This window comes from Fibrella aquatica (assembly GCF_041321135.1).
In the GTDB taxonomy this organism is placed as follows: Bacteria; Bacteroidota; Bacteroidia; order Cytophagales; family Spirosomataceae; genus Fibrella; species Fibrella aquatica.
Genome location: NZ_JBGGWF010000004.1, coordinates 23,359 through 40,743 on the forward strand (window position 1 = coordinate 23,359; position 17,385 = coordinate 40,743).

Here is a 17,385-nt window from a genome sequence, read left to right on the forward strand (position 1 = left end):
GGCGTAAACAGACAAAGGTCCAAAATTGCGTTGCCGATGAAGCAACCCAACCCTGGACCTTTACTGTCAGACCGTTTCCGGTTTATAATCTAAGCGCGTCGTGTAGACCCTTTAATCAGGGCTGCAATGCCGAGGATAACTACGGCACCTACAAACGATGTAACAATGGCATCGAGAACACCGGCCGATTTACCGAAGACCAGACCACCTACAATACCACCGGCGATGCCGAGCAGAATTTGCACGAGCAATGAGAAAGAGAAGCGTTTGAATAGGAGATCGGCTAACCAACCAGCAACTGCTCCAATGAGGATTGACATCAAAATGCCCATGACTGTTTTTCGTTTATGTTGAGTATTAGATAAGAACAGAAACATAACAGCAACAGCGTCTTTATGTTTAACCAGATAAGTAAGTAGAACGCGATTGCCACTCCCTCGTGATTACAATTGCCTTTTAGGAAAGCCGTATCTTTGCCCTATGAGTACGGAACAGTATCAACAAACAACACAAATCAATTCCCTCCCGGTCATGGAGGCGTTTTACACGATCCAGGGCGAGGGCGCCCATTCGGGTAAGGCTGCTTATTTTATCCGCCTTGGCGGCTGCGATGTGGGATGCCACTGGTGCGACGTGAAAGAGTCGTGGCCGATTGACGCGCACCCAAAACAGAGCATTGATCAATTGGTGTCTGAGGCCCTGACGTACCCAGGCCGGATGGCCGTGATTACGGGCGGCGAACCGCTGATGCATGACCTAACGCTACTTACCAATGCCTTACAGACCGCTGGCTTTCAGACGAATATAGAAACATCAGGCGTTTACCCCGTCAGTGGTTCATGGGACTGGATTTGCTTCTCACCCAAGAAATTCAAACAACCGCACCCGGATATCTACGCCAAGGCCGACGAGCTAAAAGTCATTATCTACAACCAGTCTGATTTTGCGTTCGCGGAATCATTCACGTCAAACCTGCGGTCCGATTGCCGGTTATTACTGCAACCGGAATGGAGCCGATCAGACGAAATGCTGCCCCGTATCGTTGAGTATGTAAAGGCAAATCCACAGTGGCAAATCTCCCTGCAAACGCACAAATTCATGCAGATTCCTTAGGGAACCGTACTAGCTACCGGACGTTAGATGGTGGACGTCGGATGCTAGTTATAAACAGGGTCGTTTTATTTTTCGGTCCATGTTTTCTTCTCCTGCTGACTTCGTTGGTAGCTTCGGCGCAGTCGAAGAAAGCCGTTGAGTTTTACACGCAGGGAATCAGGTTGTTCAACGAGCGTAAAGCCACCGAGGCGATTCCGTTCTTTGAGCAGGCCCTGAAAGAGACGCCTACTTTTCTGGACGCGCAGGTACGTTTGGGGCAAGCCTATGAATTTACCCGTCGTCTCGAACCGGCCCTCAGCGCTTACCGGGCTGCCATTGCTCTTCAGGCCAGCCAACCGGCCGCCACTCCCGGTACACCAACGGGAGCGGTAGCCACCGCCTATCAGGGGTCGGCCCAGATTTTGCTAAAACTGGGGCGTTACAGCGAAGCCATCCCCATGCTGGAAACGTTCCAGCGTTACTTTGCCCCCGAATCGGCGAAGGCGCGGCAGGTGCAACGCTCGCTGGCTATAGCGCGTTTTGGTCAAAATGCCGTTGAACATCCCGTTTCGGTGAACCCGAAGCCGCTTTCCGAATCGTTGAAAGTGGGCGAATCACAGTATTTCCCGGTACTGACCGCCGATGAGCAGACGCTGGTATTTACCATGCTGAAACCTGAAGGCGACGAAGACCTGATGACGGCCACCTGGGCGGGTAATGAAAGCGGCTGGCAAACCCCCACGCCCCTATCGCCCAAGATCAATACGCCCGACAATGAAGGAACGGCCAGCCTCTCGGCCGACGGGCGGCTGCTGGTCTTCACGGCCTGTCAGAGCGGAACACGGCAGGGGTTTGGTAGTTGTGACTTGTATAGCAGCCAGAAAACCGGCGATGTGTGGAGCACCCCCCAAAACCTCGGCCCAACCATCAACACCCGCGATTACGAATCACAGCCCAGTCTTTCGGCCGACGGACGGCAGTTGTACTTCGTCTCGAATCGGCCGGGGGGATTGGGGCAACGCGATATTTGGCGCAGCACCCGCAATGGCAGCGGCGACTGGACCACTCCCGTTAATCTGGGGAAACCCATAAATACGGCGTTTAACGAAGCGTCGCCGTTTATCCATGTCAATGGACAGGCGCTGTTTTTTGCGTCGGAAGGGCATATCGGCATGGGCGGCTATGATCTGTTTTTGACTCGCTTCCGCCCCGATAGCGCTCAGGCTGGCTGGTCAACGCCAACCAATCTGGGCTACCCCATCAATACGTCGGAAGATCAGGCGTCGCTGTTTGTATCCGCCAACGGTACCCGCGCTTACTACTCATTTGAGGAACAGAAAAACGGCGTTTCGCAGCGATCGCGGATTTACACGTTCGATCTGCCCGCCAACCTACGTGAGCAGGTACGTCCCGTCAATTACCTCAAAGGCCTGATCACCGACGCCCGCACCAGCAAACCCCTCAGCGCCACGCTGGATCTGATTGACCTCAAAACGAACCTGCCCCTCTCCCGCATTTCGTCAGATACAGAGACTGGGCAATACATCGCCGTGTTACCCGCCGGGGGCGATTATGCGCTGTATGTCAGCGCGCCGGGTTATCTGTTCAAAAGCCTGTCGTTCAATTATACCGACAAAACTTCTACCGAAACAGGCATGGGTCAGGGCGTTTCACTCGATGCGGGCCTTGAGCCGATCAGCGCCACCGGGAAAGAGACATTGAATAACCTGTTTTTCGAGTCAGGTCAATACGTGCTGTCGGGGAAATCGTTGACAGAACTTGAACGACTTGCCGAATTTTTAAAGGTTAACCCCACCACCCGGATTGAAATTGCAGGGCATACCGACGACCGGGGCGACCCGGCAGCCAACGTAGAACTGTCGCGCAAACGCGCACAGACCGTTGTTGACTACCTGGCCCGCATGGGTATCGCCCCGGCCCGACTCAAAGCTATTGGGTACGGAAAAACCCGCCCCGCCGTGAAAGGCACCACCGACGAAGCCCGTCAGCGCAACCGCCGTATTGAGTGGCGGGTATTATAAAATCGGCGCTGGAGCACCTTACTTGCCGGTATAAGCCACCCGGTAGACGACGCCATTGGCATCATCGGTCACCAGTAGCGAACCATCTGTATGCTGGGCTATGCCGCAAACCCGGCCAAAATGCTCTTTGTTGTTGCCGACCAACCAACCCGACACAAAATCTTCTATGCCGGTAGGATTGCCCTGCTCATCGAACTTGACCCGAACAATCTTGTAACCCGACGGTTTCGCCCGGTTCCAGGAGCCATGCATGGTTACGAACGCATCCTGCTGGTACTCTTTCGGAAAACTGCTTGCCATACCTGCAGTATTCTTGTAAAAGACCATACCTAGCGGAGCCGCGTGGGCATCGTACAACTGCAACGGTTTAACGGTTTTAGCGGCATATTCCTGCGGCGTCTCACCGGCAGGCTGAGGGTGCGGGGGAATTTTACCATCCGCGTAGACATACGGCCAGCCGTAATCAGCATTGGCTTTGATCTCGTTCAACTCTTCGCGCTGATCTTCGTCGCCCAGCCAGTCAATGCCGTGGTCGAAGCCGAAAAACCGTTTGGTCTGCGGGTGCCAGTCGAAGCCAATGGTGTTACGTAACCCTTTGGCAAACACTTTCCGGCCCGAACCATCGGTATTAATCTGAAGCATCGTGGCTGCTTCCTTGTTGCGCTCATCGCAGGCATTACAGGTGCTGCCTATCGACAGATAAAGTTTACCATCAGGCCCAAAGTTCATGGTCCGGTTGGGGTGCTGCCCGGCATCCGGCAAATCGTTGTACAGCGTTTTCATGGCACTCAGTGTTCCATCGGCCTTAATATCGGCTACGAACAGTTCCCGAATAGAAGTCAGATAAAGCTTACCATTTCGCAGGGCCATCCCGTGCAGATCGGGGCGTTTGGCCACTTCTTTCGTCATATCGGCTTTGCCGTCTTTGTTGGTATCGCGCACCAGCATCACCGTGCCTTTTGTGCGATCCGATACGTACACATCGCCGTTTGGAGCAACGGCTATCATGCGGGGATTGCCCATTTTTTCGGCAAAGGTGGTCACCGTAAAGCCGGCGGGTGCTTTCAGGGCAGATACCCTTGTCGGCGTGGCCTCTACCTGACCCGGCTTAAATACGTTTACGGCGTATTTATCTTCCACTGATTTTTCGTAATCATTTTGGGCCAGAACCGTTGCCTGTGAACCAGTTAGAGCCACTGCTACCAGCCAGCCAATTTTTTGTCTTGTTTTCATACGTTGAACGAAGAATTGATGAGCACGGGAAATGCTCTGAATTAAATTATGTTGCCAAAACCGGCTTTGCCTATAGAACCACCTGTTTGAGGATCTGGTTAGCCCACTGGTAAAAAACCGTTCTACCGGATTTCGTTAGGTATCCGTAGGCTCAATTCATAGAGATTAAAAGGTAAGTTTTGTAAACATCCCGTCTGGTTTTCAGCTTTTGTGATCAGCTTTGTGCTTAAAATTACCAGCATGTTCACGATTGAAACCCGCCCCATTGGTCCTCTCGGAGGCACCGAACCACTCACGGATTACATCCTTACCAATACCGAAACCGGTGAGTGGGCCACCATTCTGCCCGAATATGGTGCAATTCTCCGCCAACTAGTGCTACGCAAAGGAGATACCCGTTACACACTTATTCATAGCCCCGCTTCAGCCCAGGCATTACGCGCCGATGAAACGTTTGCCAGCGCTTTTCTGTACCCGTTTCCCAGCCGCGTTTTCCAGGGAATTTACCGCTTCGACGGAGAGGCCTACGCCTTGCCCATGAACGAATCCATGCGCGACAATGCGCTTCATGGCTTTGTTCACCCTAAGCCGTTTCGGGTAATTACGCAGGAACAAACCCACGAACATGCGCTGCTATCAATGGCGTATGAGTATCGCGGCGATGAGCCGGGTTATCCCTTTCTGTTTTCACTGACCATCACGTATACGCTGTCGGCGCAGGGACTGACATTGCAATTCGAAGCGCTCAATACCGGCATTCGGCCTAGTCCGGCGGCGTTTGGCTGGCATCCGTATTTTACCCTCAACAACGCGCCTACCGACGAACTGACGCTGACCTTGCCTTCGCAGACCGTGGTCACGCTGGATGACCACATGATTGCGACCGGAACAGCGCCCGCCGCCGCCAACCGGCTGGGTACGTTCAGTCTGAAGGAAGTCAGTCTCGACACACCCTGGGTCGCCAGTTTCATTGATATTGACGGACAACGGCAAGCTAAAACCGTGTTGCAGTGGCCCGCCGACGACGTGTCGCTCGAAATAACGCAAAGCGATTCGTTAGGCTACGTGGTAGTGTATACCCCCGATCGCCGCGACAGCATTGCCATTGAACCACAAACGGCCAATGTCAACGCGTTTAATAACGGCGAAGGGCTCACGGTCCTGCAACCCGGCGATACATTAAGTGGGCAAATCGGGGTGCAGTTGACGTAATGTGAAATGTGGTGTTGATTAATAAGGTAGCTGAAACGCTGTGTTTCGCTGGGCCTTGCGTGTTCTTCGGCAATGCCATGGGCTACCAATGCTGCGGCCCGCTGGGCCTACTCCGTATTGACGGCAATCGAGTCAATCCTGTAAGCAAACAACCACGCGTACACATAGGCCCAACGGGCCGTAGCGTCGGTAGTATGAATGCCATAGGCCTACAAACACAGCCCCAGCGGGGCGTAGCATGCGTTTTACATGGCCTACCTACCTCTCGCCATCGCACAACACCTTCACCAGAAAAGCATTCGTTACTCGGCTAGCGCCAGATTGACGGGCTTGTTGGCGGTCAGCGCATTGATGGGCAACCCTTCTTTTTTCTTCAGCGCATACTGGGCTAACACCGGGAAATGGTCGGAGAAAGAAACGCCCGATAGTGTTTCGCAGGCTTTGATATGCCACTCGCTGCTGACGAATTGCTGGTCTATACGCACATAGTACGGGTGGCGGTTCAGGGTGAAACCGAAGCCGTCACCTGCTTCTTCAAACGCATTTCTGAAATTTTGCCGGAGCTTTCCATACGCATAGCCGAATGGCGTTTCGTTGAAATCACCGCAGATGATGACCGGGAACCGACTCCCGGTCACGTAGGATTCCACCTCTCGCAGCTGTTCATTCCGGTTTTCAAAACCTTCTTTCAGCCGCCCAACAGTATTTACGAGCTCGGCCCAGCCCTCCCCGATTTTACCGGCTTTCAGTGCGTCGACCATCTGGTTAGACCGTACGCCCATCGACCATAAGTGTACGTTGATAACCCGGATGGTGTCCCGGCCATACATAATGTCGGCACAGATAAATCCGTTGATGTTTGGCCCTTTTGATTTGGTCCAGACCCGGCCGTATTGCTGCACAATGGGGTACTCCGAAAACAAGGCTAACCCCACTTCCCGATCACCAAAGCAAGTCAGCTTTTTGATGGTCGACGCGTACTGCCGCTCGATTTGCCGGTTTGGCGAGTACTCCTGAAAACAGGCGATATCGGCTTTCAGCAACGACGCATTGAAGGCATTATCACCCTGCTCCGGAAATGTTTCGCTGTTGAAACTCAGCACGTTCAGCGTTGGCTGCGGCGTGGCACTCTCATAGCCATTATGGGTACCCACCAGCCGTTTGGCCACCAGAAATGAAAACAGCACCCAAGTTAGACCCGCCATGGCAATCATTTTCTGCTGCCTGTAGAACAGGTACACACAGGCCGCAAAGCCACCCAGCATGGCCAGGGGTAAACTCATCATTAAAAAGCCGCCCAACCAGTGACTCGTTACCGGGTAGTAGCCCGAGGCCATGGTGAAGAAGAGATACAGCAGTGCTGAGTAAGCCACCGGAAACCGGCGATAGGCGGTAAACAGCCAATGGCCTCCGGCCAGCAAAAAGTCGAGGTAGGGAGACAGTGCGGCCGACAACCGTTCAAAAAATACGCGAAAAGCTGCCATACGTGAGTTGTGATGTTATGGTGTTGAATAACGGCTATTGGAGGGCTACTTTACGTCAAACCGCCCCGCGCCTATTTTGAACCCTTCGGCATACAACTCTACTGTATAGGAACCCGGTTTGTAAGCGTTCTCCCGACGATAAAGCAGTTCAACCTGCTGATCGTTATTGGCGTAAGAAACAGTATGCCGAATGCTGTAGCCAAGCTCACGGCCGTCGATCATCAGCACACCGCCAACGCCACTTTCGCTCACAACGGCACCTCGAGGGTCAAGAATGCGTACATACACGTCTTTATCCCCTTTTTGGCTAACAGGATTGGCCAGCAGCACAAAATCGATTTTCAGTCGGTCGATGCGCGATGCTTTGTAGGGGCCTGTCCGGCGTTCTTTTCCGTTGGTGGCCAGCGCGGCAACTTCTACCCCAACGGCTTTCATGGCCGATGCCAGCGTAACCTTACTTTGCAGGTCTGCATTTTGCAACGAATAATCAACGACCGCCCGAACCAGTGCTGCCTTTTCGAATTTCAGCCCTTCATTTTCAGTCAGCATGTGTTGCTTCTCCTCTTCGAGCGTGCGGGTGCGGCTCAGCAACGATCCATTTTCGGCCCGTAGCTTTCGGAGATCAGCATCGTTGGTAGTCAGAAAATTCTTGTAATCCCTGATTTTCAGATCGTACTGCTGAATCGAAAATGTAAAATCAGACTTTAGCCGTTTCTTATCCGACTCCAGTTGCCGTTTAATGCGCTCCAGTTCGGTCACGTTACCGCCTAATTGACGTACCTCCACCAATTTCTGATCAAGGACTTTCGAGATCGAATCGAGTTTGATCTGCGTAGAGGCAAACTGCTCTACTTTAGACGTCAGCAGTTTCTGTACTTCGAGGGTTTCATTACGCGAGCCCATGAACAGGTAAGCCAGCAATGCCAGTACACCGGCCAGGGCTCCTACCGCTAGTTTCAGCATTTCCTGTCGGGGGTTTGTGGCTTCGGCTTCCATAAATGAGTTGAATTGGTGGTCTGCAAAGGAACAACCACCACCTTAACCAGGACTTAACCTCACCTTAAAACCACCTTAAAACGGGGAAGAGATTGGGTAAACGGTCTCACCGGGTTTTACCTGGTGAGACCGTTTACCCAATTACCAACGTTGGAACGGTAAAGGTGAACGTAGTGCCTTCCCCGGTTGAGTGTACCTGCAACGTACCCCGGTGAAGTTGCGCCACCTGCCACACAATAGCCAGTCCCACCCCGTGCCCGTTTACCGATTGGGCCGTGGCGTTGCTGCGGAAGAACGGTTGAAAAATGTGCGGCAGATCGGCAGCCGGAATGGGGGTACCCTCGTTGAAAACGGTAATCGTGATCTGTCCGTCTGTCGACGCAAAGGTGATCCGGGCTGTGCAGGTGGGCGAAAACTTACAGGCGTTATCGATCAGGTTCATCAGCAGCACCTTCAGCGAGGCCCTGTTGCCGGCAACGATCAAGGCCTCCTCTTCATCGGGGAAATCGGTGAACGAAATCTGAATCTGGTAATCGTTGTGCCAGGTCTGTACCTGCGTTTTCGATTCCCAGAGAAGTTCATCCATTCTGACCGGCTCTGTAGGCAGTGTATTGGTATGTCCAGACGTGTTTGCCAGTTCGAGCAGGGCGGTGGTCAGTTGGGCCAATGTGCGGGTATCTTCCTGAAGTGACCGTAGCAAACGCTCGTATGCCTCGGAACTACGCGGTTGAATAAGGGCCACGTCGATCTGCGAGTTGATTTTCGTGAGGGGATTTTTCAACTCGTGCGACACGTTGGCAATAAACATTTTCTGATTATTCAACGCCTGCTCAATGCGGTCGAGTAATTGATTGAAGGTGGTGACCAGCAACCCAATCTCATCCGATCGGTTGGGATGGGCTACCCGTTTCCCCATGTTTCGGGGAAAAATGGCGTTCACCTGCTGAATGATGCCCGACATGGGAGCCAATGCACGATCGGCAAAGAACCAGCCCGAGATGCCAAGCAACAGCATAGCGGCCAAAATCATGACCGTCAATATCCGCTTCAGATCGTCGAGCGCCTCGTTGCCCGCCTGATCGATGCCGCTCACGATAACCCAGTTGCCCCCATTACGACCCGTGAGGTGAATGGCACTGATCTGGTATCCGTTTTTATGCAGATACAGGGTTTGAGCCGTGGAATCGAGTTGGGAAGTAAATTGCTGATGAAAAGCGCTGTTTGCCGGATTAGTCGCAAACAGAATCTGCTTCGTCTTTTCGTTGACGATTGTGATGCTTTCATTCAGCAACGGCTCTTTGTTGGCCACGTCGATCAGGCGTAACACGGTGCTGTCGGTCTGCTGCAAATCGAACAGCAGGGTGGTGGTGGTGATTCCCCGATCCTGGAGACGTTTGAAAAACCTTTTTTCGAGGTAAAGCTTACTAAAGAAATAAACGCCCAGCGAAAAGAAGAGCAGCACGAGCGTGACCAGCAAGGCAAACTGATAGGTGAGCCGGGTACGTATATTGATCATCACGACAGCACTTTCATCACGTAGCCCATGCCAATCTGCGTATGCAGCAGTTTAGGATCGAAATCCCGATCGATCTTTTTGCGCAGGAAATTGATATACACCTCGATCACGTTGGTGCCCGTATCAAAGGTCAGATCCCAGAGGCGCTCGGCCAGCTCAACTTTGGAGAGTACCCGCCCCTGATGGCGCAGAAAATACTCGAGCAGTTGAAACTCTTTGGCCGTCAGGGTAATCTCTTTGCCCGCCCGCACTACTTTCTTGCTGTCGGGATCGAGTTCGAGGTCCGCAATTTTCAGCAGATTGACCGTTTGCAGCACCCCGGTATTGCGCCGGGTCAGCGCTCTGACCCGGGCCATTAGTTCCCGAAATTCAAACGGTTTCACCAGATAATCGTCTGCGCCGGCATCCAGTCCCTGAATTTTATCATCGGTGGTCCCCAGCGCTGTCAGCATCAGAATGGGGGTAGAAATGGTGGCCTGGCGCAGCTTTCGGCACAGCTCCAGGCCACTCATTCCGGGCAGAATCAGATCTGAGATGATCAGTGAATAGGCGGTTCGGCTCGCCAGTTGAAACCCGGTAACACCATCGTAGGCGACATCGACCTCCCACTGATGCTCTTCGAGCCCCTGCTTAATGCTCTGAACCGTTTTGACTTCATCTTCAACGATAAGTATTCTCATGTCGCAACGTTGACTAGGTGGTGGTTAGCGCCCGCTGCTTTACCCATTAATCGCTCAACGAATCAGGTTGCGCGGGTCGGGCGTGGTTACTATCAAAAACTCGCGGGGCGGTTCGGCACCCTGAAGGTGCTTCACGAAATAATCCCAGCGGCGACGGGCCATGTAGTTACTATAACTCCCAAAACCATGTGCGCTGTTCGGAAACAGCACCAGGTCGAAGTCTTTATTGGCTTTTTGCAGCGCTTCAACCACCAGTAAAGTGTTTGAAGGTGGCACGTTATTATCCATCATGCCGTGGGCCAGCATCAGTTTCCCTTTCAGGTTTTTAGCGTAATTCTGGTTTGCCTGCGCTTCATAATCAACCGCCGAGGCCAGACCGTTGTAGCGCTCGCCCCAATCATCTTCGTAATTCCGGTTGTCGTGGTTTCCCGATTCAGAAATACCCACTTTAAAGAAATCGGGGTAGCGGAACATAGCCGTTGCCGTAGCGAAGCCGCCGCCCGAATGCCCCCAGATGCCTACCCGGTTGGTATCCAGGTACGTATACTGACTGGCCAACTGCCGAATACCGCCGATCTGGTCGGGCAGGGTATTTTCGGCCATGTTGCCGTAGCTCATGTCGTGGAAACTTTTCGACCGCAGGGGATTGCTTGTGCCTTCAATTTCAACCACAATGAACCCCAGTTCGGCCAGCGCCTGGTTGTCTTTGCGCGCCGTTGAGAACGACCAGTTGCCAACGCTACCTCCCTGCGGACCGGGATAGATGTAATCGACCACCGGGTATTTTTTCGTCGGGTCGAGCTGACTGGGGGTGTACATCAGGCCATACAGATCGGTTTTGCCATCGTGCGCTTTCACCCGGATTGGGGTGGGCGGACGCCAGCCGGTGGCGGTCAGGCGGGAGATGTCGGCCTTTTCCAGCGTCGTGATCAGCTTGCCCGCCAAAGTACGCACGACACTTACCGGTGGCACATCGGGGGCCGAGTAGGTATCGACCATGTAGTTCCCTGACGGCGAGAACGTGACCTGATGATTACCCGGTTCGGGGGTCAGCACGGCAAACTGTTTCCCATCGAAGCCAACCTGGCAAAGCTGCCCGAAATACGGGTTCGCTTCCTGACGACCTACCGCCATAAAATACAGCATCCGTTTCTTTTCATCGACGCGAAGTAGTCTGGTCACCAGCCAGTTGCCTTTGGTGATCTGATTTTTCACCCGACCGGTCAGGGCATCGTACAGATAGAGGTGGCCCCAGTCATCGCGTTCCGAAAACCAGATAAATTCATTGGTTCCCGCCAGATAGCGCCAGTTAATAGCTCCCCAACCCGATTCAAACTGCGTGGCTACAGTTTCTTCAAATACTTCCCGAACAGCGCCGGTGGCAGCATCAGCCAAGCGTACTTTTTCCTGTTTATGATCGCGCGACGTCGATACGAAAGCCAGCGTTGCTCCATCCTGCGTCCAGTTTACATCGTCGAACGTACCGCTGCTGGAAATGTCGTCGCTCAGGGTGGCCCGGTGCGGATCGGCCGGAATCTGGAGGGTGATTACTTTGGGACCCTCCAGGTTGATGATCACGCGCTGAATGGTTGGAATGACCTTATCGCCCGGAAGCGGGTATTTCCACTGTTTAAGGGTAGGTTTGCCTACGTTGGTGGTGACCAGATACATATCGCTCACCTCCCGCTGATCCTGTTTGAAGGTGGCAATCTTCTTCGAGTCGGGCGACCAGGCCAGCACAGCGCGGTCACTTGATCGCCAACCCGCGTTGTCGGTAGCGTACCCAAAATCTTTGACGCCGTCGGTGGTTAGTTGCAGGCGGTCTCCCGTTTGCAGGTTACGTACCCAGAGATTGTAGTCTTTAATGTAGGCTCCCCACTTCCGGTCGGGCGATGGCACTTCATTGAAGTCACCCTCCCTCATCGAACGTCGACCAGCCGAGCCGGAAACCGCCGAGCTGGTGGTGTCGGTCATGAGCTGGTTTCGCTGTGGGTTGTACAGCCACGATTTACCACCGGCCTGGAAAAGAACCGACTGCCTGTCGGGCGTATACGTAAAGCTCTGGAACGGCAACTTAGCGGCATCGTAGGTACGGCTCATCGCCTCAGACAGGGCAACGGCCAGTTTCTGATGGTCGAACGGGGCTGTACGGGTGCCTTTGGTGGGATCTACCAGCACAAACTCACTGCCCGTTGCGGTCAGTATCCGATACCAGAAGCGCTCGTCGGGTAGCCAGTTGGGCCGAACACCACTCCGATCGATGAACTGCTCGGTATTGGCGCCCATGAAGCGTTGCGCCTGTTCATAGTCCCGGGCCGTCAACACGGTTCGGGGCTGTGCATAGCCCTGTAGCGCCAGCACGGATGAAAAAAATAGCACTATCCTTTTACGCATAGAAAAACTGAATGGCTTACGGTTTGCTTGTTGACTACTTTGCAATTGAGCCAACTTTCATCGGCTTTCACAATACTACCTAATTCCAGAGGATTGACCAGCATATGACCTTAAAAAGCAGTAATAGGCGCGCAGGGAATTACTTTTGTCGATGGATTACTTTAAAAAACTGCTCGATTTGCTGAAAATCGAACGGGAGGAAGATCGCTATCAATATCAACAACTCACCCAGTCGACCAGCGTAGCCGAGCGCAGGGCCAACGGGCTTACCTGGTACCCTATCGCCATTCGGGGTTCTGAACTAGGCCGGGGCGACTACCTGACCGTGGAGGTAGAACGCACGACCCATCAGGACCTGTCGCATCAACTTCGGACGGGAGTCCCTGCCCTTCTGTTCAGCAATCATGACCCCAAAACAGACCGGGTCGAAGGCACGGTTTCGTACCAAAACGGCAACCGGCTCAAGATCACGCTCCTGACCGATGAGTTACCCGACTGGTCGCGAAACGGTAAGCTGGGCATCGAAATGCTGTTCGACGATACCACTTACGACGACATGCAGGAGGCCCTTAAGCAGGCTAACCTCTTCGGCGAAGCGGGAAATCATCGTCTGGTCAATATCCTCACCGGGATTGCCCCGCCCACCTTTCATCCCGATCTGACCCCCATTGCCCTGCCCCGGTTGAATGAGAGTCAGCAGAAGGCCGTTCAGACCATACTGGCCGCCAACGAACTGGCCATCGTACACGGTCCGCCGGGAACAGGCAAAACAACAACCCTGGTGCAGGCTATCAAGGCCCTGATCGACCGGGACCATCGGCAAATTCTGGTAGTGGCTCCCAGCAATGCCGCGGTTGACTTGCTAAGCGAAAAGCTCCACGAAGAGGGGCTGAACGTGCTTCGGATCGGCAACCCCAGCCGGATATCGGAGCGACTAACGGCTCTGACGCTGGATCATAAAATGGCCGAACACAGTCTGATGCGGGAAGCCAAAAAGCTGAAAAAGCAGGCTAATGAGTTTAAATCGATGGCCCACAAGTACAAGCGCAGCTTTGGCAAAGCCGAACGCGACCAGCGAAAGGCGCTCTTCGACGAAGCCCACCGCCTGATGAAAGAAGTCAGTTCGACCGAGCAGTACGTGATCGACGATCTGGCAGACCGGGCTCAGGTCATTACGGCTACCCTGGTAGGAGCCAATCACTACACCATCCGTAGCCGCAGCTTCCACACGGTGGTTATCGATGAGGCGGGTCAGGCGCTGGAACCCGCCTGCTGGATACCGATCCTGAAAGCCCAGAAAGTAGTGCTGGCGGGCGACCATTGTCAGTTGTCGCCCACGATCAAATCGGGCGAAGCGGCCCGTAACGGACTCAGTACAACCCTGCTTGAAAAGTGCGTCGCGCTTCACCCCGAGGCAGTGAAGTTGCTGGAGGAACAGTACCGGATGCACGAACAGATCATGGGGTACTCAGCCAGCGTATTCTATCACAATCAACTGCGGGCGCATGCCTCGGTGGCGGGTCACACGCTTTTCCCCGACGATAGTCCGTTGCTGTTTATCGATACCGCCGGTTGTGGATTTGAGGAAAAACTGGAAGGCACCAGCTCTACCAACCCCGAAGAAGCGGCCCTGTTGATTCGGCATTTGACCCAGTTGGTAGCCCACCTTGGTTCGCTCTACAGCCCCACCAATTTTCCGCGTATTGCCGTTATCTCGCCCTACAAGCAGCAATTAGTCGTGCTGAACGAACAGCTTAGCCATGCCCCGGATTTGCAACCCTATCAAGCGTCGATTTCGGTGAACACGATCGACAGTTTTCAGGGGCAGGAACGCGACATTGTGTACATATCCATGACCCGCAGCAACGACCGGTCCGAGATTGGCTTCCTGTCCGACATTCGGCGGATGAATGTTGCCATGACCCGCGCCCGCAAAAAACTAATCGTCATCGGCGATAGCGGTACCCTGGCCGTCAACCCGTTCTACGCCGATTTCATCACCTACGCCGAAAACCTGAATGCGTATCAGAGCGCGTGGGAGTGGGTTTGATCTTTAAAGTTTAAGGTCTAAAGTTTAATGTTTAAAGTGGCGTTGCTATGGCAGGGCGGTTTAACTTTTTTGAGTTTTTTTGTCATCCCGAAGAATGAGGGATCTTGGCGTTCCTTCTAATAGCGCCAAGATCCCTCATTCTTCGGGATGACAAAACAGTAAAGGCAGCCTGTTTCCGGGCTGCCTTTACTGTTTCAATCTATTTTAAAAGTGAGCTGGGTACGTGTCGCTGACGCTTGATGCTCAAGTTTCAAATACACTGCCATAGCAGCGCAACCACAAACGTCAAACCACAAACTACAAACCCCAATTTATGCCAACTCGAACCGGTCGAGGTTCATCACCTTATTCCAGGCCGCTACGAAATCGTGTACGAACTGCTCCTGTGCATCGCTACAGGCATATACTTCGGCCAGGGCGCGGAGTTCTGAGTTAGAACCGAAAATAAGGTCAACCCGGGTACCCGTCCATTTAATGTCACCCGTTGTGCGGTCGCGACCTTCAAACACATCCTCTGCGTGCGAAACCGCTTTCCAGGTTGTACCCATATCGAGAAGGTTGACGAAGAAATCGTTGGTCAGGGTTTCGGGGCGCTTGGTGAACACACCGTGTTTCGAGAAACCGTAGTTCGTGTTCAGCACACGCATACCGCCTACCAGCACCGTCAACTCAGGCGCAGTCAGCGTCATCAACTGGGCTTTGTCGATCAGCATTTCTTCGGCCGACACCGTGAACTGAGTCTTGGCGTAGTTGCGGAAACCGTCTGCTTCAGGCTCCAAAAGAGCGAATGAATCAACATCTGTCTGCTCCTGCGACGAATCAGTCCGTCCCGGTGTGAACGGTACGGTTACGGTCTGACCGGCATTTTTAGCCGCCTGCTCAACACCGACACAGCCGCCAAGCACAATCAGATCGGCAATCGACACCTGCTTACCATCGGTTTGTGCGCTGTTGAAATTGGTCTGAATGGCTTCATATTTGGCGAGCACACTGCTCAGCAGACCCGGGTGGTTCACATCCCAGTCTTTCTGCGGGGCAAGGCGCAGGCGGCCACCGTTAGCACCACCACGCTTGTCGGAACCACGGAACGTAGCCGCCGACGCCCAGGCGGTCGATACCAGCTGTGATACCGATAGGCCAGAAGCCAGAATTGTGGCTTTCAATGCGGCAATATCCTGCTCATCGATCACCGGAGCGGTTACTGCTGGAATTGGATCCTGCCAGATCAACTCTTCAGCAGGCACTTCAGGACCCAGATAACGCGAAATGGGTCCCATATCACGGTGGGTCAGCTTGAACCAGGCACGGGCAAACGCGTCGGCAAACTCATCCGGGTTGGCCAGGAAGCGTCTCGAAATTGACTCATAAATGGGGTCAACGCGCAGGGCGAGGTCGGTCGTAAACATCATCGGAGCATGACGCTTCGCCGGATCGTGGGCATCGGGTACAGTACCGGCACCGGCACCATCTTTCGGCCGCCACTGATGCGCTCCGGCAGGGCTCTTGGTCAATTCCCACTCAAAACCGAACAGGTTCTCAAAGTAGTTATTGTCCCACTTCGTTGGGTTCATCGTCCAGGCACCTTCCAGGCCACTCGTGATCGTGTCGCCGGCATTCCCTGTACCAAATGAGTTTTTCCAGCCCATGCTCTGCTCTTCCAGGCTTGCACCGGCCGGTTCCCGACCAATGTATTCACCCGCATCGGCAGCACCGTGGGTTTTACCGAAGGTGTGTCCACCCGCGATGAGGGCCACTGTTTCTTCGTCGTTCATGGCCATGCGGCCGAACGTTTCCCGAATATCGCGTGCCGAAGCAAGCGGATCAGGGTGTCCGTTAGGTCCCTCAGGGTTCACGTAGATCAGACCCATCTGAACGGCTGCCAGTGGGTTTTCCAGTTGACGGTCACCGCTGTAGCGTTTGTCACCCAGCCATTCGGCTTCGGCACCCCAATAAATATCTTCCTGAGGCTCCCAAACGTCTTCCCGTCCGCCACCAAAACCAAAGGTTTTGAGGCCCATCGATTCCATAGCACAGTTACCGGCGAGTACCATTAAATCGGCCCACGACAGTTTCTGACCGTATTTCTGTTTCACCGGCCACAACAACAGCCGGGCTTTGTCGAGGTTGGCGTTGTCGGGCCAGCTATTGAGAGGCGCAAAACGCTGCGTACCTGCACTGGCACCGCCGCGACCGTCGGCCGTACGGTAGGTACCGGCACTATGCCAGGCCATCCGGATGAAGAATGGGCCGTAGTGACCGTAATCGGCAGGCCACCAGGCTTGCGACGTGGTCATCAACTCGAAGATATCGTTTTTAACCGCCGCCAGATCAAGTGATTTGAACGCTTCTGCATAGTTGAACGACTTACCCATTGGGTTCGACGCTACGCCATGCTGACGGAGAATGCTCAGGTTCAACTGCTTAGGCCACCAATCCCGGTTCCGGGGACCGGCTCCGGCGCTCTGCTTGGCGGGCGACGTGTGACCCGTGAACGGGCACTTCATTTCGCCGTGAACGTTATTTACGTTATAACTGGCCTCTTCAGGTGCAGTGGTGGAGATGGTATTACTTTCCATTGTTTGAGGTTTAACTTTTGAACACTCAAATGTAAGTAGAACACAGCTATAGTTATTATCTATTGTTTTTATATGCACATAGATGGAATCTATATGCACATGAAAGGCAT

General features: G+C 53.6%; 12 protein-coding genes. 4 read left to right on the forward strand and 8 right to left on the reverse strand.

Features of this window, described 5'->3' with window-relative positions; translation table 11 throughout:
* Nucleotides 1–89 precede the first annotated feature (89 nt).
* Nucleotides 90–332, reverse strand: a complete 243-nt coding sequence (locus ACAW87_RS10975; protein ID WP_370723439.1) for a GlsB/YeaQ/YmgE family stress response membrane protein — start codon at nucleotides 330–332, stop codon at nucleotides 90–92.
* Between the two features lie 148 nt (nucleotides 333–480).
* Between ACAW87_RS10975 and ACAW87_RS10980 the strand changes: the two genes are divergently transcribed.
* A complete protein-coding gene (locus tag ACAW87_RS10980) occupies nucleotides 481–1,113 on the forward strand; it encodes a 7-carboxy-7-deazaguanine synthase QueE (RefSeq protein WP_370723440.1) in 633 nt (210 codons plus the stop codon).
* Between the two features lie 104 nt (nucleotides 1,114–1,217).
* The gene (locus ACAW87_RS10985) at nucleotides 1,218–3,134 is read left to right on the forward strand and encodes an OmpA family protein (RefSeq protein WP_370723441.1); all 1,917 of its coding nucleotides are present in this window, start codon (nucleotides 1,218–1,220) and stop codon (nucleotides 3,132–3,134) included.
* An 18-nt stretch (nucleotides 3,135–3,152) separates the two neighbouring features.
* On the opposite strand, the gene ACAW87_RS10990 is transcribed toward ACAW87_RS10985, so the two are convergent.
* Nucleotides 3,153–4,367 carry a PQQ-dependent sugar dehydrogenase gene (locus ACAW87_RS10990; protein ID WP_370723442.1) on the reverse strand — a complete coding sequence of 405 codons (1,215 nt, stop codon included), beginning with the start codon at nucleotides 4,365–4,367 and terminating at the stop codon, nucleotides 3,153–3,155.
* A 240-nt stretch (nucleotides 4,368–4,607) separates the two neighbouring features.
* Between ACAW87_RS10990 and ACAW87_RS10995 the strand changes: the two genes are divergently transcribed.
* Nucleotides 4,608–5,579, forward strand: coding sequence for an aldose 1-epimerase (locus ACAW87_RS10995; RefSeq protein ID WP_370723443.1), 972 nt, complete (start codon nucleotides 4,608–4,610; stop codon nucleotides 5,577–5,579).
* A 302-nt stretch (nucleotides 5,580–5,881) separates the two neighbouring features.
* Here the strand turns inward: ACAW87_RS10995 and ACAW87_RS11000 are convergent, their stop codons facing one another.
* The 5 genes from ACAW87_RS11000 to ACAW87_RS11020 form a co-directional block, all read right to left on the reverse strand.
* Nucleotides 5,882–7,063, reverse strand: a complete 1,182-nt coding sequence (locus ACAW87_RS11000) for an endonuclease/exonuclease/phosphatase family protein (RefSeq protein WP_370723444.1) — start codon at nucleotides 7,061–7,063, stop codon at nucleotides 5,882–5,884.
* A 45-nt stretch (nucleotides 7,064–7,108) separates the two neighbouring features.
* The gene (locus ACAW87_RS11005) at nucleotides 7,109–8,059 is read right to left on the reverse strand and encodes a DUF8428 domain-containing protein (RefSeq protein ID WP_370723445.1); all 951 of its coding nucleotides are present in this window, start codon (nucleotides 8,057–8,059) and stop codon (nucleotides 7,109–7,111) included.
* A 133-nt stretch (nucleotides 8,060–8,192) separates the two neighbouring features.
* On the reverse strand, nucleotides 8,193–9,575 hold the full coding sequence (locus ACAW87_RS11010; protein ID WP_370723446.1) for a sensor histidine kinase: 1,383 nt from the start codon (nucleotides 9,573–9,575) through the stop codon (nucleotides 8,193–8,195).
* On the reverse strand, nucleotides 9,575–10,255 hold the full coding sequence (locus tag ACAW87_RS11015) for a response regulator transcription factor (protein ID WP_370723447.1): 681 nt from the start codon (nucleotides 10,253–10,255) through the stop codon (nucleotides 9,575–9,577). The genes ACAW87_RS11010 and ACAW87_RS11015 overlap by 1 nt, the downstream gene beginning before the upstream one ends.
* A 54-nt stretch (nucleotides 10,256–10,309) precedes the next feature.
* Nucleotides 10,310–12,649, reverse strand: a complete 2,340-nt coding sequence (locus tag ACAW87_RS11020) for a S9 family peptidase (RefSeq protein WP_370723448.1) — start codon at nucleotides 12,647–12,649, stop codon at nucleotides 10,310–10,312.
* 151 nt (nucleotides 12,650–12,800) lie between these two features.
* Between ACAW87_RS11020 and ACAW87_RS11025 the strand changes: the two genes are divergently transcribed.
* Nucleotides 12,801–14,699 (forward strand): AAA domain-containing protein, encoded by a 1,899-nt coding sequence (locus ACAW87_RS11025; RefSeq protein WP_370723449.1) that lies wholly within the window; start codon nucleotides 12,801–12,803, stop codon nucleotides 14,697–14,699.
* 311 nt (nucleotides 14,700–15,010) lie between these two features.
* On the opposite strand, the gene katG is transcribed toward ACAW87_RS11025, so the two are convergent.
* The gene (gene katG / locus ACAW87_RS11030; protein WP_370723450.1) at nucleotides 15,011–17,275 is read right to left on the reverse strand and encodes a catalase/peroxidase HPI; all 2,265 of its coding nucleotides are present in this window, start codon (nucleotides 17,273–17,275) and stop codon (nucleotides 15,011–15,013) included.
* Between the last annotated feature and the right edge of the window lie 110 nt (nucleotides 17,276–17,385).

Excerpts from the sequence above, each read along its gene's own strand:
- ACAW87_RS10975 (WP_370723439.1), bottom strand. The coding sequence starts at position 332 with ATGGGCATTTTGATGTCAATCCTCATTGGAGCAGTTGCTGGTTGGTTA.
- ACAW87_RS11015 (WP_370723447.1), bottom strand. The coding sequence starts at position 10,255 with ATGAGAATACTTATCGTTGAAGATGAAGTCAAAACGGTTCAGAGCATT.
- ACAW87_RS11005 (WP_370723445.1), bottom strand. The coding sequence starts at position 8,059 with ATGGAAGCCGAAGCCACAAACCCCCGACAGGAAATGCTGAAACTAGCG.
- ACAW87_RS10995 (WP_370723443.1), top strand. The coding sequence starts at position 4,608 with ATGTTCACGATTGAAACCCGCCCCATTGGTCCTCTCGGAGGCACCGAA.
- ACAW87_RS11000 (WP_370723444.1), bottom strand. The coding sequence starts at position 7,063 with ATGGCAGCTTTTCGCGTATTTTTTGAACGGTTGTCGGCCGCACTGTCT.
- katG (WP_370723450.1), bottom strand. The coding sequence starts at position 17,275 with ATGGAAAGTAATACCATCTCCACCACTGCACCTGAAGAGGCCAGTTAT.
- ACAW87_RS10980 (WP_370723440.1), top strand. The coding sequence starts at position 481 with ATGAGTACGGAACAGTATCAACAAACAACACAAATCAATTCCCTCCCG.
- ACAW87_RS11020 (WP_370723448.1), bottom strand. The coding sequence starts at position 12,649 with ATGCGTAAAAGGATAGTGCTATTTTTTTCATCCGTGCTGGCGCTACAG.
- ACAW87_RS11025 (WP_370723449.1), top strand. The coding sequence starts at position 12,801 with ATGGATTACTTTAAAAAACTGCTCGATTTGCTGAAAATCGAACGGGAG.
- ACAW87_RS10990 (WP_370723442.1), bottom strand. The coding sequence starts at position 4,367 with ATGAAAACAAGACAAAAAATTGGCTGGCTGGTAGCAGTGGCTCTAACT.
- ACAW87_RS11010 (WP_370723446.1), bottom strand. The coding sequence starts at position 9,575 with ATGATCAATATACGTACCCGGCTCACCTATCAGTTTGCCTTGCTGGTC.